A 24,727-nucleotide genomic window follows, 5' to 3' on the forward strand; every position below is an offset into this window, starting at 1 on the left:
ATGATTTACCACCGGGCGACCGAATAAGGATCTGATTCATGGCCCACGACGGACAGGACTTGCATATGAAACCGACTCTCATTCCCGACCTGCTGGCGCTGACCGGCGCCGCGCTGGAACCGCTGGACCAGTTGCTTGAGGCCGCACGCGCCTCCGTCAAGGGCATGGTGAGCAGCGATGGTCGCGTTTCAGGCAAGCTGATCGAGGAAAACCAAGTCGCCGCGCACGGGCTGTCTTGGCTTGCCACTTATGTCTATTCGCTGCGGCAGATGCAGAAATGGGCCGAGAAGCTGCAGGGTGAGGGCAAGTTCGGCGAGATGGAGCAACTGCTTCACCAGATCGGCTTTGGCGAGTATCTGTGGCAGGTCTATGGCGGCATCCAGATGAACCAGGGCGAGATCATTCGCCTGCAGGATTTGGGTCTGAGCCAGGACGCCCAGCGTGCGCTGATGGTGCCTGCTGTGATGACGCTGTGCGAGCAGGGCAACAGCCAGACCGCCCGAACCCGATTGGTGGAGCTGATGGAGGAACAGGCCGGTTCCACCATGTTCGGTGCCTCCGGCCTGGAGGAGGAGCTGGAGATGATCCGCGACCAGTTCCGCCGCTATGCAGTGGAGAAGGTCGAGCCGAACGCCCATGACTGGCACCTGAAGGATGAGCTGATCCCGATGGAAGTCATAGAGGAACTGGCGGAGATGGGCGTCTTTGGCCTGACCATTCCGGAGGAATACGGCGGGTTCGGCCTGTCCAAGGCCTCAATGGTGGTGGTCTCCGAGGAGCTGTCACGCGGCTATATTGGTGTTGGCAGCCTGGGCACCCGGTCTGAGATTGCAGCGGAGCTGATCCTGTGCGGCGGCACTGAGGAGCAAAAGGCCAACTGGCTGCCGAAGCTGGCCAGTGCTGAAATCCTGCCCACTGCCGTCTTCACTGAGCCGAACACCGGCTCCGACCTCGGCTCCTTGCGCACCCGTGCAGTGAAGGACGAGAATGGCGATTATAAGATCACCGGCAACAAGACATGGATCACACACGCCGCGCGCACCCATGTGATGACCCTGCTGGCGCGCACCGATCCGGACACCACCGACCACCGCGGGCTGTCGATGTTCCTGGCGGAGAAGACCCCGGGCACCGACGAGGCCCCCTTCCCCACCCCTGGCATGACCGGTGGCGAGATCGAGGTGCTGGGCTACCGCGGCATGAAGGAATACGAGCTGGGCTTCGACAATTTCCACGTGAAGCAGGAAAACCTGCTGGGCGGCGAGGAAAACAGGGGCTTCAAGCAACTGATGGAGACCTTTGAGTCGGCCCGCATCCAGACCGCGGCCCGCGCCATCGGCGTGGCACAGTCGGCGCTGGATATTGCCATGCAGTACGCGCAGGAGCGCAAGCAGTTCGGCAAGTCGCTTATCAATTTCCCGCGCGTTTCCGGCAAGCTGGCGATGATGGCGGTGGAGATCATGATTGCCCGCCAGCTGACCTATTTCTCGGCCTGGGAAAAGGACCACGGCCACCGCTGCGACCTGGAGGCTGGCATGGCCAAGCTTTTGGGCGCGCGGGTAGCCTGGGCGGCGGCAGACAACGGGCTGCAGATCCACGGCGGCAATGGTTTTGCGATGGAATACAAGATCTCCCGCGTGCTGTGCGATGCCCGCATCCTCAACATCTTTGAGGGCGCTGCCGAGATCCAGGCACAGGTCATTGCGCGGCGTTTGCTGGGCTGACCCGCTGCGGAATGCGCGTGCAGAACACTTAACATCGCCCGGCGTCCGCGCCGGGTTTTCCTTGACTCAGTGCAGCCGGGAATCCGACCGTTGCAATGCCGGACAGGAAAGAGGCTGTTTCCAATATTGGTTATTCAATCCTTAAGATTTCTTGCCTAAGAGTTAACCATGACCCTTGTGCGCTGCCTCCTTCTTCCATTCCTGTTGCTGCTGACGGCCTGCGGAGACGCGGTGCCAGCGGACCGGCCTTCGCGCATTCTGGCCATGGGGGATTCGCTCCTGGCGTGGCACAGCCTGGCAGGAAAATCCATTTCGGACACGGTGGCGCAAGAGCTGCAGGAACCGGTGGTGGACCGCTCGGTCTCTGCCGCGCGGATCATTTACAAGCTGCCGATTTCGGGTGCAGCCGGGATGAATATCCGCAAGCAGTACACACCCGGGGAATGGGACTGGGTGATCGTTAATGGCGGCGGCAACGACCTGTGGCTCGGCTGCGGCTGCATGGCTTGCGACCGGAAGATGGACAAGCTGATAGCGGCTGACGGGCGCGGCGGGGCGATTCCGTCCATGCTGTCAGAGCTGCGCGCGTCCGGTGCCAGGGTGATCTATGTAGGCTACCTGCGCAGCCCCGGCGTGGGGTCGATGATTGAGCATTGCCGGGACGAGGGCAACGAGCTGGAAGCGCGCATTGGCAGGATGGCGGCACAGGATGAGGGCATCTTCTTCCTGTCGAACAAGGACATGGTGCCCTTTGGCGACCGCTCCTACCATGCGCTCGACATGATCCACCCGTCGGTCAAGGCCAGCAGCGAAATCGGCCGCAAGGTCGCCGGCATCATACGGGACAACTGACAGGGCGTTCTCCCGCCCCCTTGCTGCGCACGGTGCGGCAGCGTTTGCGGCCGGTTGGCCTTGCACCGAACGCGGCTGCATTTCAAAGTGCTTGGGCAACAACCTTTGGAGGGGTCTTGATGCGGAATGCCGCCTTGATCGGTTCCCTGCTTCTGACCAGCGCGTGCATGGCAGATGAGACGCTGTCGGCCTATGGTGCTGCCGGCAAGGAATGGCGGCTGCAGAGCATAGATGGCGCCCACTTTTCTGCCTCCGCGCATATTAGCTTTCCAAAAGCCGGCAAAATCGCCGGGCGCGGGCCGTGCAACCGGTTCCATGGCCGCCAGAGCGCTCCCTATCCTTGGTTTGACCCCGGCCCGCTGGCAGTGACGCGGGCGGCCTGTCCGGAGCTGGAGGCTGAGGCCGCATTCCTGCAAGCGCTGCAGGAAATGACCCTGGCAGAGGTCGCGGGCAATGTGCTGATCCTCAGCAATGAAGCGGGGCGCGAGATGCTGTTCAGAGCCGGCGGCTAAGCTGGTCCAGCAGCCGTCCGCGTGCCTCTGGCGGCGGCTGGTTGCCCAGCGACGGCGCCAGATGCGCCTCCAGGAAGTGACCGGTGGTGCGCAGCGCCAGCACGATTTCAGCGTCTTCTGCATCGCCCTGGCCCAGCATCACCGGCGGCAGCGGCAGCAGCCGGTCCGCCCAGTCCCCGGCGCCTTCACGTGAAACAGCCCTCCCCGTTTTCGGCGAGACATAGGCCAGCCCGAAGCGGCTGCCGGTCGCGGCGCAGGCCGAGAGGTCAAGGCCAAAGCCCATTTCCTCCAGCAGTGCCATCTCCCAGCGCAGGTAGGCGAGCGGCCAGAGCGCGTCGTTCCCCAAGAGGTCCAGCAGCCGTTCGCTGCGGGTGTAAAGATCCGGATGCGGCTCGCGCTCTGGCAGGCAAAAGGACAAAAGCGCCGTGACCGCATTAAGCCCGGCCAGGGACAGACGCCCGGAAAGCGCCGCTGCCGCCCGGCTGCGCAGCGGTTCGGCATGATAGCTGCCCAAGTGATCCTCCAGACGCGCGCGCCAGGTCACGTCCAGCTGAGCGCCAGGCTGCAGGATGGGGGCCATTCGGCGGCTGGCACCGCCGCGGACCATTCCGGCGTGGCGGCCGTGCTCTTCGGTGAAGACATCGATGATAGCGGAGCTTTCACCGTGGCAGCGCACCGAAAGCAATATGCCGTGATCACGCCACTCCAACACCGAGCCTCCCTGTCCTGCGGTCCGCCTTACCAGAGCGCATTGCCGGGCAGGCTGCAAGCGGCTGGGTCATTCCAGCCCGGGTTCGTCCAGCAGGTGGCGGCCCTGCCGATCCTCGACCTCGATCACCCAGAGGTCCGGGTCGAAGCTCCGCTGCCGGTTTATGGAAGCATCCACGTCCGCCTCCGCCCCCTCGGCCAGCTCATCCCATTTGCGGTTGCCGGTCATCAGATCATAGGTGCGGTGAAAGGCGCAGGCCTGGCCGTCGAGCGTGTTGAGTTTGACCAGCACCGCGCCGGCGGTGTCGTCGCCATGCGCGGTGATGAAGGCCGGTATGTCCTGAAACCGCAGGCGGGCCAAATAGGCATCAACCCAGAACCGCGCAGTGAGGCGGGTCATGCTGCACCCCTGTTTGCGTCAAAGCCTTCCGATAGTGCGGGAGCCTCCGGCGGGAGTATTTGCAAAAAGGTGAAGCGCATGGGCGGCGTCAATTGCCGTCTTTAAAGTCGAGGCCCATTTCCGAGTAACGCTCTGCCTCTTCCAGCCAGTTCGGACGCACCTTGACCTGCAGGAACAGATGCACCTTGCGGCCCAGGAATTCCTCCAGCTCAGCGCGGGCAGCCTGGGAGACTGACTTGATGGTCTCGCCACGCTTGCCCAGCACGATGCCCTTGTGGCCGTCGCGCATCACATAGATCAGCTGATCAACCCGGGCGGAGCCGTCCTTGCGCTCTTCCCATTTCTCGGTCTCGACCGTCAGCTGGTAAGGCAGTTCCTGATGCAGGCGCAGGGTCAGCTTTTCGCGGGTCATTTCCGCCGCGATCATCCGCATCGGCAGGTCGGCGATCTGATCCTCGGGGTAGAGCCAGGGGCTTTCCGGCAGTTTGCCTGCCAGCCACTGGCGCAGGTCGTCAACGCCATGGCCGCGCTCGGCGGAGATCATGAAGGTTTCAGCAAATGCGTAGCGGCTGTTCAGGTCCTGAGTGAGGCTCAGCAGCTTTTCCGCCGCAACACGGTCGATCTTGTTGATCGCCAGCGCCACGGTGCGGCCCTCGCCGATCTCGGCAAGGCCCTCGAGAATGGTTTCGACGCCCTCGGTGATGCCGCGGTGGGCCTCGACCATCAGCACGACGACATCTGCATCCGCGGCACCGCCCCAGGCGGCGGCGACCATCGCCCGGTCCAGGCGGCGGCGCGGTTTGAACAGGCCCGGAGTGTCGACAAACACCAGCTGCGCGTCGCCCTCCATCGCCACGCCGCGGATGCGGGCCCGGGTGGTTTGCACCTTGTGGGTCACGATCGAGACCTTGGCCCCGACCATACGGTTCAGAAGGGTCGATTTGCCCGCGTTGGGCTCTCCGATCAGGGCAACGAATCCGGCGCGTGTGGTCATCTGTACTGGTCCTGTTTGCAGAGCCGATCCCCTACAGGATTTTACCCACAGGGGCCAGAGGCGTTTTTAAAGGGCTCAACCCCAGCTTTGCGGCAAGCTTGCCTTATGTCAAAGACCTGTGGCAGATCCCATGGGAGAACCGCAACGCCGAGCCAGTCCGCGAGCCAGGCCTTTCTTCGAATGCACATAAAGGGGCCTGCCTGATGAACCGCCGGGACTTTCTGCTGGGGACTGCTGCATCCGCCGGGGCGCTCGGCGCAGGCGGGTGGGGAATGGCGGGCGCGCCCACGGCGCAGCGGCTGGCCATCCAGCCTGCACGTTTCGTATTCCGTGAAACTCCGACTGAGGGGCTTGTGAGCCTGTCGCCGGATGCGCCGCCCCCGGTCCTGTATGGCACCCAGGGCAAACCCATGCACCTGCGGGTGGAGAATGGCACCGAAGATTATACAGCGATGCACTGGCACGGGCTGCGGATCAACAATGAAATGGACGGGGTGCCCTATCTGACCCAGATGCCGATCGCGGGCGGGGAGGTGTTCGACTATGAATTCACCCCGCCGGATGCCGGCACCTACTGGTACCACCCGCATTGCATGACCATGGCGCAGATGGCGCATGGCCTGACCGGGGTTATGGTGATCAAGGAGGCGGAAGATCCCGGCTTTGACGCTGACCAGGTGATCAATCTGCGGGATTTCAGGCTGGATGATGCGGGCGCGTTCCTGCCTTACTACACCGCGCGCGGAGCAGCGCGGGGCGGGACGCATGGCAACGTGCTGACCGCCAACTGGCTGCAGGCGCCGGTCTATGACCATCCGGCGGGCGGGCTGGTGCGGCTTCGGGTGGTGAACTCGGACACCACGCGGATATACAAGCTGCACCTGAATACGGATCAGGCGCGGATCATGGCCTGGGACGGGCATCCGGTGGATATAGATATCCCTCTGCCCTCCGCCGGGGAACCCTTGCTGGTCGGTCCCGGCCAGCGGGTGGATTTTGCGGTGCAGATGCCCGGCGGCGAGGGGCAGACGGCGGATCTGCTGGCAGAGCTGCCGGGGCGGCCAACCCGCACCATGGCGCGGCTGCGGTCCGTTGGCGCAGACCTGGCGCGGGATCTGCGGGAACTGAGGCCGCTGCCCGCCAATCCGGTTTCCCGGCCGGATCTGTCAAACGCTGAGGTGCATGATTTCGTCTTTGGCTGGACACCGGAAGGCGGGCCGCCGAACGACGGCTATTGCGGATCCATGGGCTACAGTTTCTGGTCGATCAACCGCACGCCCTGGGCCGGGGACGCTGCCAAGGGGGTCGGGCCGCTGGCCACGCTGGAGCGTGGCAAAAGCTATGTGCTGCGGCTGCGGAACGAATCGCCGAACCTGCACCCGATCCACTTGCACGGGCTGGCGTTTGTCCCGATCAGCTCCAACCTGCGCAGCCTGCCGCCGCTGGTGACGGACACAATGCTGCTACTGAAGGACGAGGTGGCCGAGATTGCCCTGGTCGCCGACAACCCGGGCGACTGGGCTTTCCATTGCCATGTGATCGAGCACCAGAAGACCGGGCTTGCGGGCTATATCCGCGTGATCTGACCCTAGCCAAGCTGCTCCAGCAGCGCCTTGGCGGCGGCCTGTTCGGCCTGCCGCTTGGAGCCTGCGGTCGCCTGCGCCTCGGTCCCGTCCTGCAGCCGCGCGGCGATGGTGAACACCGGCGCGTGGTCCGGTCCGCTGCGAGTAACCTCGACATAGGCCGGCGGCTTCTGCCCGCGCGCCTGCGCCCATTCCTGCAAGGATGTCTTGGCGTCGCGCGCATCGCTTTCGACCTGGTGGACGCGGCTGCCCCAGAGGCGCAGAATCATTTCGGCCGCGGCATCGAAACCTGCGTCCTTGTAGACCGCTGCGATCACCGCCTCCATCGCGTCCCCCAGCAGCGCCTGTTTGCGCCGCCCGCCGGACATCATTTCTGAGCGGCCGAGTTTCAGAACCGCGCCCAGGTCGATCTCAAGGGCAACATCGGCGCAGGCCTCCTTGCGCACCAGCGCGTTGAAGCGCGGCGCCAGCTGGCCCTCGGTGGCGGTTTTATCGTGCTCCAGCAGTGCGGTGGCCATCACCAGCCCGAGCACCCGGTCGCCGAGAAACTCCAGCCGCTGGTTATCCTTGCGGGTGGAGGAAGAAACGGAGGCATGGGTCACGGCGCGCTGCAGCAGGTCGGGACGGGCAAACCTGTGCCCGATCCGCTCTTCGAACGCGCGCAGTTCCTTGGACAGCTTCACTGGATCCCCTTGAAGAAACGGTCGCTCCGCCAGGTCCAGAAGTAGAGCATTGAACGCCCGGCGGAGGAGAACATGATCCTGTCGGCGCGGCCGATCAGGTTTTCAAACGGCACGAAACCCACACCGCCGGCGGACTGCGGCAGGCGGCTGTCCGATGAATTGTCGCGGTTGTCGCCCATGAAGAAGTAATGCCCCTCGGGCACCTGGTAGACGCTGGTGTGGTCCATGCCCTGGTTGGTGATGTTCAGGATCACATGCTCGCTGCCGCCGGGGAGGGTTTCGACCTGGCGCGACTTCTTGCAGATGGCGCCCTGGCCCACCGGCGCGTTTTCGCAGCGCGGCATTGAGCCTTGCGGCCCCTGGCGCTCCATCACTTCCTCGAACTCGCCGGCATCCTGCAGCTTTACCGCTTCGCCATTGATGAACAGCACACCGTTCTTCATCTGGATCTTGTCGCCCGGCAGGCCGATCAGCCGCTTGATAAAGTCATTGCCGTTCACCGGATGGCGGAACACCGCGACATCGCCGCGCTCCGGCTCGCCGCCCATAAGACGGGTGTTGTCGCCGTCCAGGAAGCCGCAGATGTTCTTGGCGTCAATGTTCAGCCCGACCGCAGGGAAACGGATGCTGGGACAGGACGCATAGGAATAGCCATAGGCCATCTTGTTCACGAAAAGGAAATCCCCGATCAGCAGGGTTTCCTTCATCGATCCGGACGGAATCCAGAAGGGCTGGAAGAACAGGGTGCGGAAGACACCGGCGATCAGCAGTGCATAGACAATGGTTTTCACCGTCTCGATGATCGAACTGCCGGTCTTAGCTTTGGCCGTCATCAGGTTCTCCGGATTGGAAACAGGGTCCGGGGCTACATGCGGGCCTGAAGGGGGCAAGTCAAGTTCCGGAGGGCAATTCCGCCGGGTTCACGGCGATGGGACGCGCTTCGATCAGCACAAAGGCCTGCGCCCAGGGGTGGTCATCGGTCAATGTCACGTGAATCACCGCCTCGTGGCCGGGCGGTGTCATTTCGCGCAGGCGCTCCTCGGCCCAGCCGGTCACATGCATTACCGGCTGGCCAGTGCGCAGGTTGGTGACCGCCATGTCCTTCCAGGCGATGCCCATGCGCAGGCCGGTGCCCAGCGCCTTGGAACATGCCTCCTTGGCGGCCCAGCGCTTGGCATAGGTGCCGGCCACGTCGCGGCGGCGCTCGGCCTTGCGCTGCTCAATCTCGGTGAACACGCGGTTGCGGAAGCGGTCGCCGAAGCGGTCCAGGGTGCGCTGGATGCGCTCGATATTGGCGAGATCGGTTCCGATGCCCAAGATCATTCTTCCAGCCGCCTCAGACCCAGTTTGATGCCATGGCCCAGGAACAGGCGGTTGACCATCAGGATGACGGCCAGCAGAAGCAAGAATATTCCGGCCAGGTAGATAAAGGGAATTGTCTGCCGCGCCTCTGTCACCATCGGGCTGTTCCAGTAGAGCGGCAGCTGGATGATGGTCAGCACCGCCACGACACCGGTCATTGCCGCGGCGCAGGTCCAGGCATCACTGCCCGGCAGGGGCGCGCGCGTGGTCTGCGCGATGCGCATGCCTTCGACAACTGAGGCAACCATAGGCGGCAGCACCGTCGCCAGCCCTGCGGGCATGGCGACCCCGAACTGCCCCAGCAGAAGACCCAGAAGCAGCATCGCGACAGAGGCCCCCATCCACCACATCCCGTAACGGATCAGATTGACTTGCATATTTATCCTCCCCCCGCATTGCGGCCATTAGCCTGCGTATTTTCCGCGCCGCCCGGCTCATGCTCTTGGCAGATCATTGTTGTTTCTTCGTCAAGCAGCGGCAGATCCAGCAGCATGCAATAGGCACCCTGCGCAGAAGCGCGGTGATGGCGGCAGCTGCGGCAGAGGCCGAAACTGCGCCCGCCGCGGGCCTCGATCATGCCCTTGGCCAGCAGCCGCAGCGCGTCCCGCACATTCTCCATCTGGCGGTCGGGCAGATCCACAGGCTGTGACGCGGCCAAGGCTTCGGCTGCCGCCTGGCCTTGCGCTGTCAAATCGTAGCGGCGCGAGCGCCGGTCGCTGCCGCCCGGCCCTTCCTCGGCCAGCCCCTTGGCAGCCAGCGACTTGAGCGTCTGGGACACCGTGCCGCGAGTGGCAGACAGGTAATCAGCCACCGCCGACGGCGTCCGGGAGAACCGGTTGGCCCGCGCCAGGTAGTCCAGCGCCGAGGCCTGCGCCGGGTTCAGCCCGCCGGCCCGGCGCCCGGTGCCATGCAGGCGCGAGAGCCGGTCAAGCAGGCTGGAGATTTCATATGCCGCTGTCATGCAAGCTTGATAGCGAGTCAAAATTATCATTGCAATATTATCGACTCGCTACTATCAAGTGACATCGAGTCGAAACCGAGGAGGTCGAAATGAAGCGCGTATATTTTGCGGCGGCGATTGCAGCTCTGACGGCCGGGCAAACGGCACAGGCGGGCGGCAGCCACGCCGCCACCCATGCGGAGCCGCTGCTGTCCGGGGCCAAGGAAGGGATTGCGCCGGATACCGATATCCACAGCGTGCAGGCCAGCCGCAAAGGCGGGCACGTCACGTTCCGGATGGAAACCGGCGGCGATGCCGGCAGCACCGTGCCGGCCGCCACCGGCGCGCTGGGAGGTGCCGGGGTGCAGGCCTATGTCTGGCCGCTGTCGCTGGATCCGTCAGCAGCGGGCTTTGAGGCTGGCAGCGGCACGCTGGCGCTGGTGGCGACCGCGCATCCGGACTTTGACGACACGCCGCTGTTCGACGAGAACGGGGATGGCGACCTGACCAATGACGGCGCCGGCTGGCACAGCCATTGGGTGGTGCTGACCCCCAACGACGGCTGCGGCGAGGGCATGTTGTCGGTCAAGGACATTCCTGAGGGCGCGGCCCCGGAGCTGCCACAGACCTGGCCGGGTCTGCCGCTCTATATTGATAGCCCCGGGTATTCTCCGGTCCTGAATGGCAAGGAGGTCAGCCTGACGGTGCCGCTGGCAGAACAGGCGCTGGCGTTTGACGGGGTGACGGCAGGGTTGCAGGTCAATGCGAACATTCATGCGCCGCTGCTGTGCGTGACTGATGTGTTCGACATCGCATCGGGCGACCTGAGCCTGCCCGGCAAGCTGCAATAGCCGCCAACCTGCGCGGGCAGCAGGGCGGCCGGGGCAGCGGTTATTGCCTTGCCCTGGCCCATTGCCATCAGGCGCGTGTCAGCCCCGCGCCGCGTCCATCAGGCGGCGCATTTCCTGTACCGCCGGGGTGAGTCCGCAAAAGATGGCTTCGCCGACTAAGAAGTGGCCGATGTTCAGTTCGCGCACGTCCGGGAAGGCTGCAACCGGCTGCACAGTGTCATAGGTGAGCCCGTGGCCTGCGTGCACTTCCAACCCCAGCGCGTGCGCATAGGCGGACATGCCGCGCAGCGCCTCCAGCTCGCGGTCGCGGTCCGCAAACCGGCCATCGGCGTGATAGTCGCAATAGGCGCCGGTATGCAGTTCGATCACCTCGGCGCCGATCCGGTGGGCCGCGTCGATCTGCTTCCGGTCAGCTGCAATGAAGATCGACACCCGGCAGCCGGCATCCCGCAAAGGCGCGATGAAATGAGCCAGCCGGTTTTCCTCGCGTGCCACTTCCAGCCCGCCTTCGGTGGTGCGTTCCTCGCGCTTTTCGGGCACGATGCAGACCGCATGCGGCTTGTGGCGGAGGGCGATCTTTTGCATTTCCTCTGTCGCCGCCATCTCAAAATTCAGCGGCACGCTCAGCGCCTCCATCAGCGCATCGATGTCGGTGTCGGTGATGTGGCGGCGGTCCTCGCGCAGATGCGCTGTGATACCGTCGGCACCGGCCTCCTCTGCCATTTTTGCGGCCCGGACCGGATCCGGGCTGGTGCCGCCGCGGGCATTGCGCACGGTCGCCACGTGGTCGATGTTGACGCCCAGCCGCAGTTGATTTGCTGTCATGAGAGATGCCTCATCCGTCTGATGCCATAGCCGCGCCGCAAAGATCAGACAGACGGGCAGCAAGAGCAAGCCTGCAGGCGATAATGGTACAATCCAGCAGGCAGTTCAGGCGCCGCTGTCCACTTCGGCGCGTTTCTTGATCGCCTCGAACTTGGCCTTAATCTTGGCCCGGCGGCGCTGCTGGTAGACCCGGATCACTGGCAGGCTGAGTATATAGCAGACGGTCGCCGAAATGATGCCGGGGATGATGCCGCCGATCATATAGGGAAAGAACACCTCGTCATAGAACAGCTGCAGGCCCTGCCAGTCGGCGGGCCGGTCCATGAACAGCGCAATCAGGTTGTCCCGCAAATCACCGCCGGCGGCCAGGAACTTGCCCACCAGGGATTTGTCGACCTCCTGATCGAATTCCGTGCCCAGCAGCCAATGCCCGGTTTGCAGCGAGGCAACGCCAATCGGGACATAGGTCAGCGGATTGCCGAAGAAGGTGGCGCTGAGCGAAGCCAGGATATTGCCGTTCATCGTCCGCGCAATGAAAGCCGCAATGAAGAAATGCAGGCCGTAAAATGGCGTGAATGTGGTGAAGACCCCGGCCCAGATGCCGCGGGCGATGCGTTCGGGCGAATCAGGCAGCCGCCGCACCCGGTGCTTTACATACAGGAACGCCCGCCCCCAGCCGCCGCGCGGCCAGAGGAAGTCCGCCAGCGCCCGGAGGGGCGGACGTCTGTCCCGGCGCCTGAATACCAAAGCTGTCCGTCCTTCCCAGTTCCCGGCTCAGAGTTTCGGCGGCTTATCCCGGAAAACGGCGCTCTTCCGGTTTATTCCGGAACCGCGCCACTGCGGCAACATCGCTTTCCGCTTCGAGCGTCAGCATCAGCGAGTGCAGCTGTTCCACATCCCGCAGTTCCACATTGATCATAAGCCGGTAAAAGTCTGGTTTCCTGTCTACAAATTCCAGATCCGAGATATTGGCCTTTTTCTCGCCGATCAATGTGCAAATGCGCCCCAGCACACCGGCGTCATTGCCGATGGTCAGTTCCAGCGTGGTGCCATAGGCTGCCGGGTGGGTGCCGCTGTGCCATTGCACGTCCATCCAGCGTTCCGGCTGGTCCTCGAACTCGCCCAGCGTGTCGCAATCAGCCGAATGCACCACCACCCCGCGGCCGCGGTAGGTGATGCCGATGATGCGCTCCCCCGGCAGCGGCTGGCAGCAAGGCGCGCGCTCGAAGCTCTGCCCCGGCTCCAGGCCGATCACCGCCCGGCGCGGAGAGATTTCGTCACCGTCGCCGGTGGTCAGTTCCGGATAGACAGATTGCACCACATCATGGGCTGTGATCTCGGCCGCGCCCAGCCGTGCCAGCAGCTCATTCACGCCGCTGGCGCGCAGCGCGCGGGCCGCAGTTTCCAGCGCCTTGTCGGTGGCCTTCTTGCCGACATGCTCAAACGCCGAGCGCGCCAGTTCGTGGCCCAGCTTGACGAACCGCGCCCGGTCCGCCTCGCGCAGGGCGCGGCGGATTGCGGTGCGGGCCTTGCCGGTGGTGGCAATCTCCAGCCAGCTCACCTGCGGGGTCTGGCCTTCGGCGGTGATCACATCCACCGACTGGCCGTTGCGAAGCCGGGTCCACAACGGCACCCGGATGCCGTCCACCTTGGCGCCGACACAGGCATGGCCGATACGGGTGTGGATGGCGTAGGCAAAGTCGATCGGCGTGGCCCCCTTGGGCAGCTTGATCACGTCACCCTTGGGGGTGAAGCAGAACACCTGGTCCGAATACATCTCGAGCTTCACGGCTTCGAGGAATTCGTCGTGATCGTCCTCAGCGTCGAACTGCTCTGTCAGCGAGGCGATCCACTTGGCCGGGTCGACGGCAAAGGGGTTTTCGGTGCGCACCCCGTCCCGGTAGGACCAATGCGCCGCCACCCCTGTTTCTGCCACGTCATGCATCTGGCGGGTGCGGATCTGCACCTCCACCCGTTTGCCGTCGCGGCCCGACACAGTGGTGTGGATCGACCGGTAGCCGTTTGATTTCGGCTGGCTGATGTAATCCTTGAACCGGCCCGGCACCGCCCGCCAGCGCTGGTGGATGGCGCCCAGCGCGCGGTAGGCGTCCTCTTCGGACAGGGTGATCACCCGGAAACCGTAGATATCGGAGAGCCGCGAGAAACCCTGGTCTTTGGCCTGCATCTTGCGCCAGATCGAATAGGGTTTCTTGGCACGGCCAAAGACCTCAGCCTCGATCCCGGCCTTTTCCAGTTCCAGCCGCATGTCGCCGGTGATCCGGTGGATCACGTCGCCGGTTTCGCGCTGAAGGGTCACAAAACGGCGGATGATCGATTGGCGCCCTTCCGGATTAAGCACGCGGAAGGCCAGATCCTCCAGCTCCTCGCGCATCCACTGCATCCCCATGCGGCCTGCCAGCGGCGCATAGATATCCATCGTCTCGCGCGCTTTCTGGGCCTGCTTTTCCGGGCGCATCGCCTTGATCGTGCGCATGTTGTGCAGGCGGTCGGCGAGTTTGACCAGGATCACCCGCAGGTCCTTGGACATCGCCATGAACAGCTTGCGGAAGTTCTCTGCCTGCTTGGTCTCGCGGCTGCTGAGCTGCAGGTTGGTCAGTTTGGTCACACCATCGACCAGCATCGCCACCTCGTTGCCAAAACGGCGGGCGACCTCTTCGTAGTTTGCCTTGGTGTCTTCGATAGTGTCATGCAACAGCGCGGTGATGATGGTTGCATCATCCAGGCGCTGCTCAGTCAGGATGGCGGCCACGGCCACCGGATGCGTGAAATAGGGCTCGCCCGAGTGGCGGAACTGCCCGTTATGCATCTGCTCGCCAAAGTCATAAGCTTCGGCGATCCTGTCCGCGTTTGTCTTGGGATTGTAGTTGCGGACCAGAGCAATCAGGTCATCAGGGGAAATCATGTCCGGTCCGCAGCCTCAATAGTCCAGACGCGCGCCTCAGCCCTGGCCCTGGGCCTCCATCAGTGCGCGCAGCAGTTTCTCTTCCGACATGTCATCGTCGGCCGGCTTGTCGTTGTCCGCGCCCATCAAGAGAGCCATGGAATCTTCTTCCGGCTCGTCAACCTCGATCTGGGTCTGGTTGCTTTCGATCAGGCGCTCGCGCAGATCATCGGCGCTTTGGGTCTCGTCGGCGATTTCACGCAGAGACACGACCGGATTTTTGTCGTTGTCGCGCTCAACGGTGATCGGGGCACCAGCCGAGATCTCGCGGGCACGATGCGCAGCCAGCATCACCAGCTCAAAGCGGTTGGGCACTTTATCGACGCAATCTTCAACCGTCACGCGGGCCATCAGCGACTCTCCATATCATTCCTGGTCCAGAAGGCAGACATTTACGCCCATATCTTTCTCTTGACAAGGGCGGAAAACAACGCATTGCGCGGCTCAGAACGGGGTCACTTCAGCCACGTCCTGCTCTGGCAGCCCCGCCAGCATTTCTGTCACGGTTTTCTGCAGTACCGGGTGGCGCCAGCGGGGCGCGATATCGGCCAGCGGCACCAGAACAAAAGCGCGGTCCTGAATGCGCGGATGCGGCAGGATCAGCTGCCCCGGCGCTTCCTGCATCTGGTTTTCCAAGGGCAGTCCCTGCCAGCGGGCGTACCCTGCTGCGTCCGGCAGCACCACGCCGTCATAATCCACCAGATCCAGATCCAGCGTCCGCATCCCCCAGCGCTGCTCGCGCACCCGGGCGAACTGCGCCTCAACTGTGTGCAGCCGCGCTAGCAGATCTTTGGCGGACAGGGTGGTTTCCACCGCCACCGCGGCATTCACATAGTCAGGCCCCGCGCCCGCCGGGAAACAGGGGGTCTGAAAGAAGCGGGACACGCTGCGCAAAGCGATTGCTTCCGACTGCAGCGCGCGGACCGCTTTTGCCACCGTCACATGGGGCGCATCCGCGTCGGCCGGCAGGTTGCCGCCTAGCGCAATCAGCGCCGTTTTCCTGTTTGCGGCCATGTTTCACCCTATATCAACGGGACAGTATACTTGCGGCAAATGACAAATAACTTACATTAAGTCTACCCGTTTCGCCGTTTTCAAATACTCACTCACGGAACCCCCGGACGAGACGGTTATACCGGAAGGAAAATTTTATGTTTTACAAGGACGAACGGCTCGCGCTGTTCATAGACGGGTCAAACCTGTACGCCGCGGCCAAGGCGCTTGGGTTTGACATCGACTATAAGCTTCTGCGGCAGGAATTCATGCGCCGCGGCAAGCTTCTGCGGGCCTTTTATTACACAGCTCTGCTCGAGAATGACGAGTATTCGCCGATCCGGCCGCTGGTTGACTGGCTGCACTACAACGGGTTCACCATGGTCACCAAACCGGCCAAGGAATACACCGACAGCATGGGCCGCCGCAAAGTCAAAGGCAACATGGATATCGAGCTGACTGTCGATGCCATGGAGCTGGCGCCGCGGGTGGACCATATCGTGCTGTTTTCGGGCGATGGGGACTTCCGCCCGCTGATTGCCAGCCTGCAGCGCCAGGGCGTGCGGGTTTCGGTGGTGTCAACCATCCGCAGCCAGCCGCCGATGATCTCTGACGACCTGCGCCGGCAGGCCGACAATTTCATTGAGCTGGAAGAACTGCGCGACGTGATCGGCCGTCCTCCGCGCGAACAGAGCGAACCGCGTTCCGCCACGGCCGCACACGGCTGATCCCGGGCCGCTTGGCATATTGGACCGGACCAGGCTCCAGATGGGGTGGTGCCTGCTCCGGCTGCGGTAGCGATTGCCGACGAACTGCGCCATGCCTGAAAATTTCCTGCAGCAGTGAATCGGGCTGACGCCAGGTATGGCCGCTTGCGTTCCACGGCAGTGCCGGCACATATCCCTTGCGGTCCCGCACCTGCCAGCCTGCCCCCCCGACAGATCCGCGCCAAGGCAACTGACGCGATGCTCCAGATAGACTTCCTGCCCGGCAGTAACCTCCCGCGGATCCCGGTTGAGCAGTATCCCCTCCGGCCAGCTAAGGATACCCCCGCCAGCCCTGCGTCCATTGCAGCAAACACCCGCTTCGTTCTGTCTTTGCACCTGGTGCCATCCGGGCACCTCTCTGCCGCCTTCTGCCGCAGGAGGCTCCTATCACATCCACGTGAGCGGCCCGCAGCACTGGACCTTGCGGTCTGAAGCGCTTACCTCTGGCGCGCAAGGAGACGCCCATGACCAAGCCAGCCCTGACCCTCTACCTCGCCGCGCCGCGCGGCTTCTGCGCCGGCGTTGACCGCGCCATCAAGATCGTCGAAATGGCGATCGGCAAATGGGGCGCGCCGGTCTATGTGCGCCACGAGATTGTGCATAACAAGTTCGTGGTCGACAGCTTGCGCGAGAAGGGGGCAGTGTTTGTCGAGGAGCTGGACGAATGCCCTGATGACCGGCCAGTGATCTTCTCCGCCCACGGGGTGCCGAAATCGGTGCCCACCGCGGCTGAGGCGCGCGAGATGATCTATGTCGATGCCACCTGCCCGCTGGTCTCCAAGGTTCATATCGAGGCCCAGCGCCACGCCGAAGCAGGTCTGCAAATGATCATGATCGGCCACAAGGGCCATCCGGAGACCATCGGCACCATGGGCCAGCTGCCCGAGGGCGAGGTGCTGCTGGTGGAGACCGCGGCGGACGTGGCAACGGTTGAGGTGCGCGACCCGGACCGGCTGGCCTATGTCACCCAGACCACCCTTTCGGTGGATGACACCAAGGGCATTGTTGCCGCGCTGGAAGACCGCTTCCCGAACATCATCGGTCCGCACAAGGAAGACATCTGCTATGCCACCACCAACCGTCAAGAGGCGGTGAAGTCGGTGGCGCCCAAGGCGGATGCCCTCTTGGTGGTCGGCGCGCCGAACTCCTCGAACTCCCGCCGCCTGGTTGAGGTCGGTGCCAAGAACGGCTGCAGCTACGCCCAGCTGGTGCAGCGCGCCGGAAACATTGACTGGCGCGCGCTGGACGGCATCCGCTCAGTCGCGATCACTGCCGGCGCTTCGGCCCCCGAACTGCTGGTTAACGAAGTCATCGACGCGTTCCGGGCGCGTTACGAGGTGACTGTGGAGATCGTGGAAACCGCGGTGGAAACCGTGGAGTTCAAGGTGCCCCGCGTGCTGCGGCAGCCTGCATAATTCCACCGGATGCAATCCAGGTTACAGAAAACGCTGCCGCCAAGAACTAATCGTGCTAGGCATTACTCCAACAGCTTTATTTCTGGAGCCGCTTTCATGATCACGCTGCATTTTCTGATCACCGCCTTTGTTGTTGTCCTCGCGCCCGGCACGGGTGTCATCTACACGCTCGCGCTGGGTCTTGGCCAAGGCTGGCGGGCCTCCATCTGGGCTGCAATCGGCTGCACCTTCGGCATCGTACCGCATCTGGCAGCAGCCACGCTGGGGCTGGCCGCCGTGCTGTACAGCTCTGCCCTGCTGTTCCAGATCGTAAAGGCCGCAGGCGTTGCCTATCTGCTGTACCTCGCCTGGCAAGCATTGCGCAGCGGCGGCGCGCTGTCGGTGGATTCCAAGCGGACCAGCCAGCCGGCATGGAAAATCGCCTGGCGCGGCGCGCTGATCAATATCCTGAATCCCAAGCTCTCGGTATTCTTCCTGGCGCTGCTGCCGCCGTTCCTGAGCGGCAATCCTGCAAACGCCACACTGGAGATGTCCGTCCTGGGGCTGGTGTTCATGGCGATGACCTTTGCCATTTTCGTGCTGTACGGGCTGTTTGCCGCCCAGGCCCGCACATACCTGTTGAACAGCGAGCGCGCGCTGAAGTGGATGAGCCGCGGCTTTGCCGCCGTCTTCGCAGGCCTCGCAGCCCGGCTGGCAGCGGAACGCGCCTGAGCCGCCATTTGCAGGAAAGAGGTCAGACATGAGCGACCGGCAAACACTGGAGGTCTACGCCGAAGCAGCGCAGGCCTATGCGGATGGCTTTGCCCGCGCTGATGACAGTTTTCACGATCCGGACTTCGCAGCCTTCATATCGCGGCTGCCGGCCGGCGCCCGAATTCTCGACCTGGGCTGCGGACCGGGCCATTGGGCAGCCCGGTTCAAAGAAAAGGGCTTCACCGTTTCTGCTATGGACGCCTCACCTGAAATGGCCGGGCTGGCGAAATCCGATTTCGGGATAGAGGTGGAAGTCGCTGCCTTCGAAGTGTTGGAGCACAAAGGGGGCTACGATGGCATCTGGGCAAATTTCAGTCTGCTGCATGCCCCGCGGACTGATCTTCCCGGTCATCTGACCTGTATTCATCGCGCCTTGAACCCCGGCGGCATCTTCCATATTGGCATGAAGCTCGGAGACGGCGAGGGACGTGACAAGCTGGGACGTTTCTATGCCTACTACAGCGAGGATGAATTGAAAAATCTGCTTCAAAACGCGGGCTTCACCGTAACCCGGACCCGCCGCGGCAATGGCCAGGGCCTGGCCGGCGGTGTGGAAACCTACGTGATCCTGACCGCCCATGCCTGAATTGTTTGCTTATACCGACGGCGCCTGTTCGGGAAATCCCGGCCCCGGCGGCTGGGGCGTTCTGCTGCGCGCCATGGACGGTGACGCCATCGTCAAAGAAAAAGAACTGAGCGGCGGCGAGGGTGACACCACCAACAACCGGATGGAGCTGCTGGCCGCGATCAACGCACTGGAAAGCCTGGCGCGGCCCTCTACGATTACCGTGGTCACTGATTCCGCCTATGTGAAGAACGGCGTCACCGGCTGGATCTTCGGCTGGAAGAAGAACGGCTGGAAAACATCCAGCAAGAAGCCGGTGAAAAACGTGGAGCTGTGGCAGCGCTTGGACGAGGCGCAAGCCCGCCACAAGGTGACATGGGAATGGGTCAAGGGCCATGCAGGCCACCCCGAGAACGAACGCGCGGATGAGCTGGCGCGGGCGGGCATGGCCCCCTTCAAGAAGAAAAAAGCATGATGCGCGTGGGCCGCGCATGACCTTTCTGGCGCTGCTGGACTATGCCTCGGTGCTGGTCTTTGCCCTTTCCGGTGCGCTGGTCGCCAGCCGGGCGCAGCTGGACATTGTCGGATTTGCCTTTGTCGCCTGCCTGACCGCGCTTGGCGGCGGCACCCTGCGCGATCTGCTTCTGGACCGCAATCCGGTGTTCTGGATCGGCAACCCCAATTACATCCTGCTGGCCGCACTGGCTGCGGTAGCGGTGTTCTTCACCGCGCATCTTCTGGAAAGCCGCCTGCGCTGGATTGTCTGGCTCGACAGCTTTGCCCTGGCGGTTGCCGTGTCCGCCGGAACCGGAGCGGCAATTTCGCTGGACAGCCCGCCGGTGATCGTGGTGCTGATGGGCATGGCAACCGGCACCATGGGCGGGTTGATGCGCGACGTGGTCTGCAACGAGGTGCCGCTGGTGCTGAAACAGGGTGAGCTTTACATCACCTGTGCCATGGCCGGCGCCATCACCGCTGTTGCAGCCATCTGGCTGGGATTTGAGCTGAAGTTTGCCCTGCTGGCCTGCGCCGGGGTCTGCTGGGGGCTGCGGGCCGGCTCCATCCTGTTGGGCTGGCATCTGCCCGTCTACAAAAGCCGCCCGCCACGCAGCTAGGCAGCAGCTGCGCAACGCGGCCTAGGCGGTGCTGCGGGTGCTTTCCAGAAACCGGAGAAAGGCCTGCCCCTCGGCGCTGATCCTGGCCTTGCGTCCCCTCTTCCGGTGCCAGAGCAATGCCTGTTCATGATACGCCCGCAGCTTGGCGTCCTGCAGCAGCTCCTCCTTGATCTGCAGCGCCGCTGAGAAACAGTCGGCAAGGCACCGGTCTTCTTCCTCATTCTTGTCGAACTTCAGCCAGTAGCCCGGCTCGATTGAGGAGGTGAAATGGTTCGCCCGGCCGCGGGCCTTCTTGTTCAGAAAGCCGTCACGCGAACGCAAGGCATAGTGATTGAGCTGCGCCGCGGAATAACCGTAGCTGCCGCGCACATGCAGGGCGCCCTCCAGCTCCTGCTCTGGCAGAAGTGTGCCATCGGCCAGCTGCCAGTTTACTTCCGCCGGCGGCACCGCCAGGAATGGCCGGTGCACCCCCATGCGGTCGAACTTGCCGTTGTTGCGGAAGGCGGTCTTGAAAAAGCGGTGCTCGTCCGGGCGTCCCTCCGCCGGTTCCGCCCGGACAAAGGCCTGCGGCACCGGGGGGTGATCCACGATTTCCACGCCGGCATTGCCGAAAATCCGCCAGACAAAGGAGACCGCATCAGCATCCGGCCGCGCGGCCAGCAGACCCGGCAAAGTACCGTCGCCGGAGTTGATCTGCAGGAATTCATCGACATCGACCACCAGAACCCAATCGGCCTCCGCCACCTTGGGCTCGTATTCCGCCCACATCAGCGCGCTCTTATGCGGCCCGCGCCGCATCACCCGGCTGAAACGGTGCTCGACCACCCCCATCCGGTGCAGGCAGCGCAGGATGTGGTCGGTGGGATCAGAGCAGTCGTTGGTGAAGATGACGAAATCGCTGACGCCAATGGATTTGTAATGGCTGACCCAATCGAGGATATAGGCGCCCTCGTCCTTCATGGTGGTGACAACCACCACCTTTGGCGTGCCGGCCGGGCCGCTGTCCTGTGTCATCTGCAAATGCTCTCTGCCTCGGTTTTCGCCTTTTTGTGGCGCAGTTAAGCCACCTTAACCATCCAGCATCCCAGCGCAGCAGAAATTGCACACTCCGCCGCTGGCTGTGGCGCCGGCGCCGCAGAGAGTTTATTTCCTGCTGTACCGCTGCCAGATCCAGATCAGCACCAGGGCACCCAGAACCGCCCCGGCGAAGCCTGCCATGAACCCCATCACCGCCAGCAGCGCGCGCAGCACCAAACCGCCCACCAGCGCCCCGGCCATGCCGATGCAGACCGTGGTGATGATATCGGTTTCCAGTTTCATCAGCCGGGTTGCCAGAAAGCCTGCCGCGGCGCCGATGATGATCAGGGCAATGATGGGCATCAGACCCTCCGGTTAAAGGCGGCTGCCCTTGGGAACCGGGAAGCCGCGCAGGAATATATCGGGATCCTGCGCGCTTTTGCCCGCCCGTTGCAAGCGCAAGAGCTGCACCGCGCCCTCGCCGCAAGCTACGGTCAGGCTCTCGTCCAGAACTTCCCCGGGCGCACCCTGCCCCTCTGCCAGCCGGGACGCCAGCAATTTGACCCGCTGGCCTTCGACCTCGCACCAGGCACCCGGGAAGGGCGACAACCCGCGGATCTTACGGTCCACCTCAGCCGCCGGGCGCGACCAGTCGACCTGCGCCTCTGCCTTGTCGATCTTGGCAGCGTAGGTGACGCCCTCATCGGGCTGCACCTCCGCCGTCAGCTCCGGCAGACGGCACAAGGCTTTAACGATCAGCTTGGCACCCATCTCCGACAGCCGGTCATGCAATTGGACGGTGGTTTCCTCGGCCCCGATCGCAGTGGCGTCACGCAGCAGAACCGGGCCGGTGTCCAGTCCCGCCTCCATCTGCATGATGCAGACACCGGTTTCTGCATCGCCCGCCATGATCGCCCGGTGGATCGGCGCCGCACCGCGCCAGCGCGGCAGCAGACTGGCGTGGATATTCAGGCAACCGTGCCGGGGCGCATCCAGAATGGCCTGCGGCAGGATCAGACCGTATGCGACCACCACAGCCGCATCCGCCTTCAGCGCGGCAAAGGCCTCCTGCTCCTCCGCGCTTTTCAGCGAAACCGGGTGGCGCACCTCCAGCCCCAAGGCCGCGGCGCGGGCGTGGACAGGTGTCGGACGGTCCTTCTTGCCGCGGCCCGCAGGCCGCGGCGGCTGGCAGTAGACGGCGGCAATCTCGTGCCCGGCTTCCACCAGCGTATCCAGCACCGGCACCGAGAAATCAGGCGTTCCCATGAAGATGATACGCATCAATGCCTCCGTAGGGCGGGCAATCTGCCCGCCATTCCCTGCCCGGGTGCTTGGCTGTTCGCAGCCGGGCGCGAACCAGGCCGCTGCCGGCCCGGGAGCTCAAAATCCGGCCTCAGCCGGTCAGCTTCTTTGCCTTGCGGATCAGCATGTCGCGCTTCACCTTGCTCAGGCGATCGAAATACAACTTGCCGTTCAGGTGGTCGATCTGGTGCTGAACCGAGGTCGCCTCAATCCCGACGAAATCCTTGCGATCCACCGCGCCCTGCTCGTTGATGAACCGGACGGTGACTGCGCGCGGGCGTTTGATCTTGGCCGAAACCCCGGGCAGGTTCGGGCTGGCCTCGTCATGCTCGCGCAGCTCAACAGAGGAATGCAGGATCTCCGGGTTCGCCAGCTTCACAGCGCGGCCGCGCTCAGTCGAGCCATCCACCACCGCCAGCCGCAGCATCACGCCGATCTGGTTGGCGGCCAAGCCGACACCCGGCATCGCCTCCATCGTGTCGACCATGTCGTTCCAGATTTCGCGGATCTCGTCGGTGATCTCTGTCACCTCATCAGCCTTGGTGCGCAGGCGCTTGTCGGGCCAGGGCAGGCAGGTGCGGACGGTCATATCTGGTGTTCCCTCAGGCGCGGGCGCGTTCGCGCTTCAGCTTCTGCATCTTGCGCGTGATCATCTGGCGCTTCAGCGGCTTCAGGTAATCGATGAACAGCTTGCCGTTCAAGTGGTCGATTTCATGCTGCACGCAGGTGGCCCACAAACCATCAAAGGTCTCGCGCCGCGCAGTGCCGTCGCGGTCCATCCATTCGACTTCCACCACCTTGGGGCGGGTCACCTCGGCATACTGATCCGGGATAGACAGGCAGCCTTCCTCATATACGCTGGTATCGTCAGAGGAAGAGATGACTTCAGGGTTGAACATCACCAGCGGGCGCGGCTCGCCGTCCTCTTCCTTGACGCAATCCAGCACGATCAGCCGCTGCAGAATGCCGATCTGCGGCGCCGCCAAGCCGATGCCGGGGGCCGCGTACATGGTTTCCAGCATGTCATCCGCCAGCACGCGCAAGTCATCGCTCAGGTCCGGCACGGGCACGCAGACCTTTTTCAGGCGGGGATCGGGATGGATCAGGATCGGTCGTTTCATGCGTTTCATGTATGCGATCAGCCGCCCCATCGCAACGCCCCCTTGCGCATGCCGCTGCAGCGATTAGCTTCGCATGCGAAGTTACGGGCAACGACACGGGAATCCACCACATGAATTTTGACAAACCCACCGACCGCCGCGGCACCCACAGCTCGAAATGGGACAAGATGGAGAAGCTGTTCGGCGTCTCCCCGGAGGACGGTTTGGCGATGTGGACGGCGGACTCCGACTATGAAACCGCGCCCTGCGTGATCGAGGCTGTCAGGAAGGCGGCCGAGCACGGCGTGTTCGGCTATTCCTGGCAGCACCCGGAGTATCTGCAGGCGGTTCAATGGTGGATGAAAAACCGGCACAGCTGGGAGGTCGAGACCGATTGGATCCTGACATCGCAAGGTCTGGGGAACGCCATCGCCCTGTGCCTCGATGTCTGGAGCCAGCCCGGCGACGGAGTGGTCATCTTCTCGCCCGTCTATCATGAGTTTGCCCACAAGGTGAACAAGGCGGGCCGCAAGGTAACCGAATGCCCGCTGGCGCGGGACGGCGATACCTACAATCTGGACCTCGACGATGCCCAGTCGCGACTGAACGGGACAGAGAAGCTGCTCTTGTGGTGTTCGCCGCAGAACCCCTCAGGCCGGGTCTGGACACCGGAAGAACTGCGTGCGGTGGCTGAGTTCGCCAAACGCAACGGGCTGATCCTGGTGTCGGATGAAATCCACCATGATCTGGTCTACCCGGGCAGCACCTTCGTGCCGATGGACGTGGCCGCACCCGATGCGGGCCCTTGGACTGTCACCCTCACCGCGCCCTCCAAGACCTTCAACATCGCAGGCCAGCGCACCGGCAACATGATCATTCCAGACCCGGATCTGCGGGCGGCGATGCGGCATCGCCAGGCCACGCTGGACTATGACCCGAGCGCCCTTGGCGTGGCGATGATCACCGCCGCCTATTCGCCCGAAGGGGCGGACTGGGTCGATGCCCAGATTGCGCATCTGGAAGGCAACCGGAAGCTGTTTGACGAGACTGTCAATGCGCTGCCCGGTCTCAGATCCCTTCCGCTGGCGTCAACCTACCTGGCTTGGGTTGATTTCTCCGGGACGGGCATGAGCCGCGAGGAATTTATCAAGCGCCTGCGCGAAGACGCCAAAATCGCCACGTCTCCCGGCGACGGTTTCGGCTCCGGCGGCGAGTTCATGGAGCGCTTCAACCTCGCCACCCAGCGGTCGCGGGTGGAGGAAGCCTGCCGCCGCCTCACCGCAGCATTTTCAGACCTGCAGTAA

30 protein-coding genes are annotated in these 24,727 nt (G+C 63.4%); 12 read left to right on the plus strand and 18 right to left on the minus strand.

What is annotated here, in order from left to right; translation table 11 throughout:
* Positions 1-38 precede the first annotated feature (38 nt).
* From AC5STB_RS03845 to AC5STB_RS03855, 3 genes are all read left to right on the plus strand, one after another.
* The gene (locus AC5STB_RS03845) at positions 39-1,724 is read left to right on the plus strand and encodes an acyl-CoA dehydrogenase family protein (RefSeq protein ID WP_495441655.1); all 1,686 of its coding nucleotides are present in this window, start codon (positions 39-41) and stop codon (positions 1,722-1,724) included.
* Between the two features lie 168 nt (positions 1,725-1,892).
* Entirely contained in the window at positions 1,893-2,576 is a 684-nt protein-coding gene (locus AC5STB_RS03850) for an SGNH/GDSL hydrolase family protein (protein ID WP_495441656.1), read from the plus strand.
* 119 nt (positions 2,577-2,695) lie between these two features.
* Positions 2,696-3,088 (plus strand): META domain-containing protein, encoded by a 393-nt coding sequence (locus AC5STB_RS03855; protein WP_495441657.1) that lies wholly within the window; start codon positions 2,696-2,698, stop codon positions 3,086-3,088.
* On the opposite strand, the gene recO is transcribed toward AC5STB_RS03855, so the two are convergent.
* The 3 genes from recO to era all read right to left on the minus strand — a co-directional run bounded on the left by recO (position 3,072) and on the right by era (position 5,190).
* Positions 3,072-3,797: a DNA repair protein RecO gene (gene recO / locus AC5STB_RS03860; RefSeq protein ID WP_495441658.1), complete on the minus strand. Its 726-nt coding sequence runs from the start codon at positions 3,795-3,797 to the stop codon at positions 3,072-3,074. The genes AC5STB_RS03855 and recO overlap by 17 nt on opposite strands.
* 69 nt (positions 3,798-3,866) lie before the next feature.
* Positions 3,867-4,196: a DUF1491 family protein gene (locus tag AC5STB_RS03865; protein WP_495441659.1), complete on the minus strand. Its 330-nt coding sequence runs from the start codon at positions 4,194-4,196 to the stop codon at positions 3,867-3,869.
* An 88-nt stretch (positions 4,197-4,284) separates the two neighbouring features.
* Positions 4,285-5,190: a GTPase Era gene (gene era, locus AC5STB_RS03870; protein ID WP_495441660.1), complete on the minus strand. Its 906-nt coding sequence runs from the start codon at positions 5,188-5,190 to the stop codon at positions 4,285-4,287.
* 203 nt (positions 5,191-5,393) lie between these two features.
* Here era and AC5STB_RS03875 point away from each other — a divergent pair, with 203 nt between their 5' ends.
* A complete protein-coding gene (locus AC5STB_RS03875) occupies positions 5,394-6,776 on the plus strand; it encodes a multicopper oxidase family protein (RefSeq protein ID WP_495441661.1) in 1,383 nt (460 codons plus the stop codon).
* A 2-nt stretch (positions 6,777-6,778) separates the two neighbouring features.
* Here AC5STB_RS03875 and rnc read toward each other — a convergent pair whose 3' ends face one another.
* Genes rnc through AC5STB_RS03900 form a run of 5 tightly spaced genes read right to left on the minus strand, consistent with a single transcriptional unit; the run spans position 6,779 to position 9,779 of the window.
* Entirely contained in the window at positions 6,779-7,456 is a 678-nt protein-coding gene (gene rnc / locus AC5STB_RS03880) for a ribonuclease III (protein WP_495441662.1), read from the minus strand.
* Positions 7,453-8,289, minus strand: coding sequence for a signal peptidase I (lepB, locus tag AC5STB_RS03885; protein ID WP_495441663.1), 837 nt, complete (start codon positions 8,287-8,289; stop codon positions 7,453-7,455). The genes rnc and lepB overlap by 4 nt, the downstream gene beginning before the upstream one ends.
* A gap of 58 nt (positions 8,290-8,347) precedes the next feature.
* Entirely contained in the window at positions 8,348-8,779 is a 432-nt protein-coding gene (acpS, locus tag AC5STB_RS03890; protein ID WP_495441664.1) for a holo-ACP synthase, read from the minus strand.
* Positions 8,776-9,195 (minus strand): ABZJ_00895 family protein, encoded by a 420-nt coding sequence (locus tag AC5STB_RS03895; RefSeq protein ID WP_495441665.1) that lies wholly within the window; start codon positions 9,193-9,195, stop codon positions 8,776-8,778. Before AC5STB_RS03895 ends, acpS begins: the two co-directional genes overlap by 4 nt.
* A 2-nt stretch (positions 9,196-9,197) precedes the next feature.
* Positions 9,198-9,779 (minus strand): MarR family winged helix-turn-helix transcriptional regulator, encoded by a 582-nt coding sequence (locus AC5STB_RS03900; protein WP_495441666.1) that lies wholly within the window; start codon positions 9,777-9,779, stop codon positions 9,198-9,200.
* 89 nt (positions 9,780-9,868) lie between these two features.
* Between AC5STB_RS03900 and AC5STB_RS03905 the strand changes: the two genes are divergently transcribed.
* On the plus strand, positions 9,869-10,609 hold the full coding sequence (locus AC5STB_RS03905; protein ID WP_495441667.1) for a hypothetical protein: 741 nt from the start codon (positions 9,869-9,871) through the stop codon (positions 10,607-10,609).
* Positions 10,610-10,687: 78 nt separating this feature from the next.
* Here the strand turns inward: AC5STB_RS03905 and AC5STB_RS03910 are convergent, their stop codons facing one another.
* From AC5STB_RS03910 to folK, 5 genes are all read right to left on the minus strand, one after another.
* On the minus strand, positions 10,688-11,434 hold the full coding sequence (locus AC5STB_RS03910) for a pyridoxine 5'-phosphate synthase (RefSeq protein WP_495441668.1): 747 nt from the start codon (positions 11,432-11,434) through the stop codon (positions 10,688-10,690).
* A 105-nt stretch (positions 11,435-11,539) separates the two neighbouring features.
* The gene (locus AC5STB_RS03915; RefSeq protein ID WP_495441669.1) at positions 11,540-12,181 is read right to left on the minus strand and encodes a DUF2062 domain-containing protein; all 642 of its coding nucleotides are present in this window, start codon (positions 12,179-12,181) and stop codon (positions 11,540-11,542) included.
* A gap of 43 nt (positions 12,182-12,224) precedes the next feature.
* Positions 12,225-14,357: a RelA/SpoT family protein gene (locus tag AC5STB_RS03920; protein ID WP_495441671.1), complete on the minus strand. Its 2,133-nt coding sequence runs from the start codon at positions 14,355-14,357 to the stop codon at positions 12,225-12,227.
* A 36-nt stretch (positions 14,358-14,393) separates the two neighbouring features.
* Complete coding sequence (gene rpoZ / locus AC5STB_RS03925; RefSeq protein ID WP_019296607.1) at positions 14,394-14,747, minus strand: DNA-directed RNA polymerase subunit omega; 354 nt, start codon at positions 14,745-14,747, stop codon at positions 14,394-14,396.
* 93 nt (positions 14,748-14,840) lie between these two features.
* On the minus strand, positions 14,841-15,410 hold the full coding sequence (gene folK / locus AC5STB_RS03930; protein WP_495441672.1) for a 2-amino-4-hydroxy-6-hydroxymethyldihydropteridine diphosphokinase: 570 nt from the start codon (positions 15,408-15,410) through the stop codon (positions 14,841-14,843).
* A gap of 137 nt (positions 15,411-15,547) precedes the next feature.
* Between folK and AC5STB_RS03935 the strand changes: the two genes are divergently transcribed.
* From AC5STB_RS03935 to AC5STB_RS03960, 6 genes are all read left to right on the plus strand, one after another.
* On the plus strand, positions 15,548-16,117 hold the full coding sequence (locus tag AC5STB_RS03935; RefSeq protein ID WP_019296609.1) for a LabA-like NYN domain-containing protein: 570 nt from the start codon (positions 15,548-15,550) through the stop codon (positions 16,115-16,117).
* A 503-nt stretch (positions 16,118-16,620) separates the two neighbouring features.
* Positions 16,621-17,571: a 4-hydroxy-3-methylbut-2-enyl diphosphate reductase gene (ispH, locus tag AC5STB_RS03940; RefSeq protein ID WP_495441673.1), complete on the plus strand. Its 951-nt coding sequence runs from the start codon at positions 16,621-16,623 to the stop codon at positions 17,569-17,571.
* Between the two features lie 96 nt (positions 17,572-17,667).
* Positions 17,668-18,282 carry a LysE family translocator gene (locus tag AC5STB_RS03945; RefSeq protein ID WP_495441674.1) on the plus strand — a complete coding sequence of 205 codons (615 nt, stop codon included), beginning with the start codon at positions 17,668-17,670 and terminating at the stop codon, positions 18,280-18,282.
* 28 nt (positions 18,283-18,310) lie between these two features.
* Positions 18,311-18,910, plus strand: coding sequence for a class I SAM-dependent DNA methyltransferase (locus AC5STB_RS03950; protein WP_495441675.1), 600 nt, complete (start codon positions 18,311-18,313; stop codon positions 18,908-18,910).
* A complete protein-coding gene (gene rnhA / locus AC5STB_RS03955) occupies positions 18,903-19,364 on the plus strand; it encodes a ribonuclease HI (protein ID WP_495441677.1) in 462 nt (153 codons plus the stop codon). Before AC5STB_RS03950 ends, rnhA begins: the two co-directional genes overlap by 8 nt.
* A gap of 16 nt (positions 19,365-19,380) precedes the next feature.
* Positions 19,381-20,004, plus strand: coding sequence for a trimeric intracellular cation channel family protein (locus AC5STB_RS03960; protein WP_495441678.1), 624 nt, complete (start codon positions 19,381-19,383; stop codon positions 20,002-20,004).
* A gap of 21 nt (positions 20,005-20,025) precedes the next feature.
* Here the strand turns inward: AC5STB_RS03960 and AC5STB_RS03965 are convergent, their stop codons facing one another.
* The 5 genes from AC5STB_RS03965 to def (AC5STB_RS03985) form a co-directional block, all read right to left on the minus strand.
* Positions 20,026-21,018, minus strand: coding sequence for a glycosyltransferase family 2 protein (locus AC5STB_RS03965; protein ID WP_495441679.1), 993 nt, complete (start codon positions 21,016-21,018; stop codon positions 20,026-20,028).
* 129 nt (positions 21,019-21,147) lie between these two features.
* Positions 21,148-21,384, minus strand: a complete 237-nt coding sequence (locus AC5STB_RS03970; protein WP_495441680.1) for a GlsB/YeaQ/YmgE family stress response membrane protein — start codon at positions 21,382-21,384, stop codon at positions 21,148-21,150.
* 12 nt (positions 21,385-21,396) lie between these two features.
* Positions 21,397-22,302: a methionyl-tRNA formyltransferase gene (gene fmt, locus AC5STB_RS03975; RefSeq protein WP_495441681.1), complete on the minus strand. Its 906-nt coding sequence runs from the start codon at positions 22,300-22,302 to the stop codon at positions 21,397-21,399.
* 112 nt (positions 22,303-22,414) lie between these two features.
* Positions 22,415-22,912 carry a peptide deformylase gene (gene def, locus AC5STB_RS03980; RefSeq protein ID WP_495441682.1) on the minus strand — a complete coding sequence of 166 codons (498 nt, stop codon included), beginning with the start codon at positions 22,910-22,912 and terminating at the stop codon, positions 22,415-22,417.
* 13 nt (positions 22,913-22,925) lie between these two features.
* On the minus strand, positions 22,926-23,444 hold the full coding sequence (gene def, locus AC5STB_RS03985; protein WP_495441683.1) for a peptide deformylase: 519 nt from the start codon (positions 23,442-23,444) through the stop codon (positions 22,926-22,928).
* 110 nt (positions 23,445-23,554) lie between these two features.
* Between def (AC5STB_RS03985) and AC5STB_RS03990 the strand changes: the two genes are divergently transcribed.
* Complete coding sequence (locus AC5STB_RS03990) at positions 23,555-24,727, plus strand: MalY/PatB family protein (protein WP_495441684.1); 1,173 nt, start codon at positions 23,555-23,557, stop codon at positions 24,725-24,727.

The sequence above is a fragment of the Leisingera sp. CC-HEC093 genome (assembly GCF_059429195.1).

What these genes read in the sequence shown, in the direction of transcription:
- rnhA (WP_495441677.1), top strand. Translation starts at nt 18,903, where the DNA reads ATGCCTGAATTGTTTGCTTATACCGACGGCGCCTGTTCGGGAAATCCC.
- AC5STB_RS03990 (WP_495441684.1), top strand. Translation starts at nt 23,555, where the DNA reads ATGAATTTTGACAAACCCACCGACCGCCGCGGCACCCACAGCTCGAAA.
- AC5STB_RS03910 (WP_495441668.1), bottom strand. Translation starts at nt 11,434, where the DNA reads ATGACAGCAAATCAACTGCGGCTGGGCGTCAACATCGACCACGTGGCG.
- folK (WP_495441672.1), bottom strand. Translation starts at nt 15,410, where the DNA reads ATGGCCGCAAACAGGAAAACGGCGCTGATTGCGCTAGGCGGCAACCTG.
- AC5STB_RS03855 (WP_495441657.1), top strand. Translation starts at nt 2,696, where the DNA reads ATGCGGAATGCCGCCTTGATCGGTTCCCTGCTTCTGACCAGCGCGTGC.
- AC5STB_RS03950 (WP_495441675.1), top strand. Translation starts at nt 18,311, where the DNA reads ATGAGCGACCGGCAAACACTGGAGGTCTACGCCGAAGCAGCGCAGGCC.
- era (WP_495441660.1), bottom strand. Translation starts at nt 5,190, where the DNA reads ATGACCACACGCGCCGGATTCGTTGCCCTGATCGGAGAGCCCAACGCG.
- AC5STB_RS03920 (WP_495441671.1), bottom strand. Translation starts at nt 14,357, where the DNA reads ATGATTTCCCCTGATGACCTGATTGCTCTGGTCCGCAACTACAATCCC.
- rpoZ (WP_019296607.1), bottom strand. Translation starts at nt 14,747, where the DNA reads ATGGCCCGCGTGACGGTTGAAGATTGCGTCGATAAAGTGCCCAACCGC.
- AC5STB_RS03845 (WP_495441655.1), top strand. Translation starts at nt 39, where the DNA reads ATGGCCCACGACGGACAGGACTTGCATATGAAACCGACTCTCATTCCC.
- ispH (WP_495441673.1), top strand. Translation starts at nt 16,621, where the DNA reads ATGACCAAGCCAGCCCTGACCCTCTACCTCGCCGCGCCGCGCGGCTTC.
- AC5STB_RS03935 (WP_019296609.1), top strand. Translation starts at nt 15,548, where the DNA reads ATGTTTTACAAGGACGAACGGCTCGCGCTGTTCATAGACGGGTCAAAC.
- AC5STB_RS03965 (WP_495441679.1), bottom strand. Translation starts at nt 21,018, where the DNA reads ATGACACAGGACAGCGGCCCGGCCGGCACGCCAAAGGTGGTGGTTGTC.
- AC5STB_RS03945 (WP_495441674.1), top strand. Translation starts at nt 17,668, where the DNA reads ATGATCACGCTGCATTTTCTGATCACCGCCTTTGTTGTTGTCCTCGCG.
- fmt (WP_495441681.1), bottom strand. Translation starts at nt 22,302, where the DNA reads ATGCGTATCATCTTCATGGGAACGCCTGATTTCTCGGTGCCGGTGCTG.
- AC5STB_RS03850 (WP_495441656.1), top strand. Translation starts at nt 1,893, where the DNA reads ATGACCCTTGTGCGCTGCCTCCTTCTTCCATTCCTGTTGCTGCTGACG.
- def (WP_495441683.1), bottom strand. Translation starts at nt 23,444, where the DNA reads ATGAAACGACCGATCCTGATCCATCCCGATCCCCGCCTGAAAAAGGTC.
- AC5STB_RS03970 (WP_495441680.1), bottom strand. Translation starts at nt 21,384, where the DNA reads ATGCCCATCATTGCCCTGATCATCATCGGCGCCGCGGCAGGCTTTCTG.
- AC5STB_RS03900 (WP_495441666.1), bottom strand. Translation starts at nt 9,779, where the DNA reads ATGACAGCGGCATATGAAATCTCCAGCCTGCTTGACCGGCTCTCGCGC.
- acpS (WP_495441664.1), bottom strand. Translation starts at nt 8,779, where the DNA reads ATGATCTTGGGCATCGGAACCGATCTCGCCAATATCGAGCGCATCCAG.
- AC5STB_RS03960 (WP_495441678.1), top strand. Translation starts at nt 19,381, where the DNA reads ATGACCTTTCTGGCGCTGCTGGACTATGCCTCGGTGCTGGTCTTTGCC.
- AC5STB_RS03905 (WP_495441667.1), top strand. Translation starts at nt 9,869, where the DNA reads ATGAAGCGCGTATATTTTGCGGCGGCGATTGCAGCTCTGACGGCCGGG.
- def (WP_495441682.1), bottom strand. Translation starts at nt 22,912, where the DNA reads ATGACCGTCCGCACCTGCCTGCCCTGGCCCGACAAGCGCCTGCGCACC.
- AC5STB_RS03875 (WP_495441661.1), top strand. Translation starts at nt 5,394, where the DNA reads ATGAACCGCCGGGACTTTCTGCTGGGGACTGCTGCATCCGCCGGGGCG.
- AC5STB_RS03895 (WP_495441665.1), bottom strand. Translation starts at nt 9,195, where the DNA reads ATGCAAGTCAATCTGATCCGTTACGGGATGTGGTGGATGGGGGCCTCT.
- AC5STB_RS03865 (WP_495441659.1), bottom strand. Translation starts at nt 4,196, where the DNA reads ATGACCCGCCTCACTGCGCGGTTCTGGGTTGATGCCTATTTGGCCCGC.
- lepB (WP_495441663.1), bottom strand. Translation starts at nt 8,289, where the DNA reads ATGACGGCCAAAGCTAAGACCGGCAGTTCGATCATCGAGACGGTGAAA.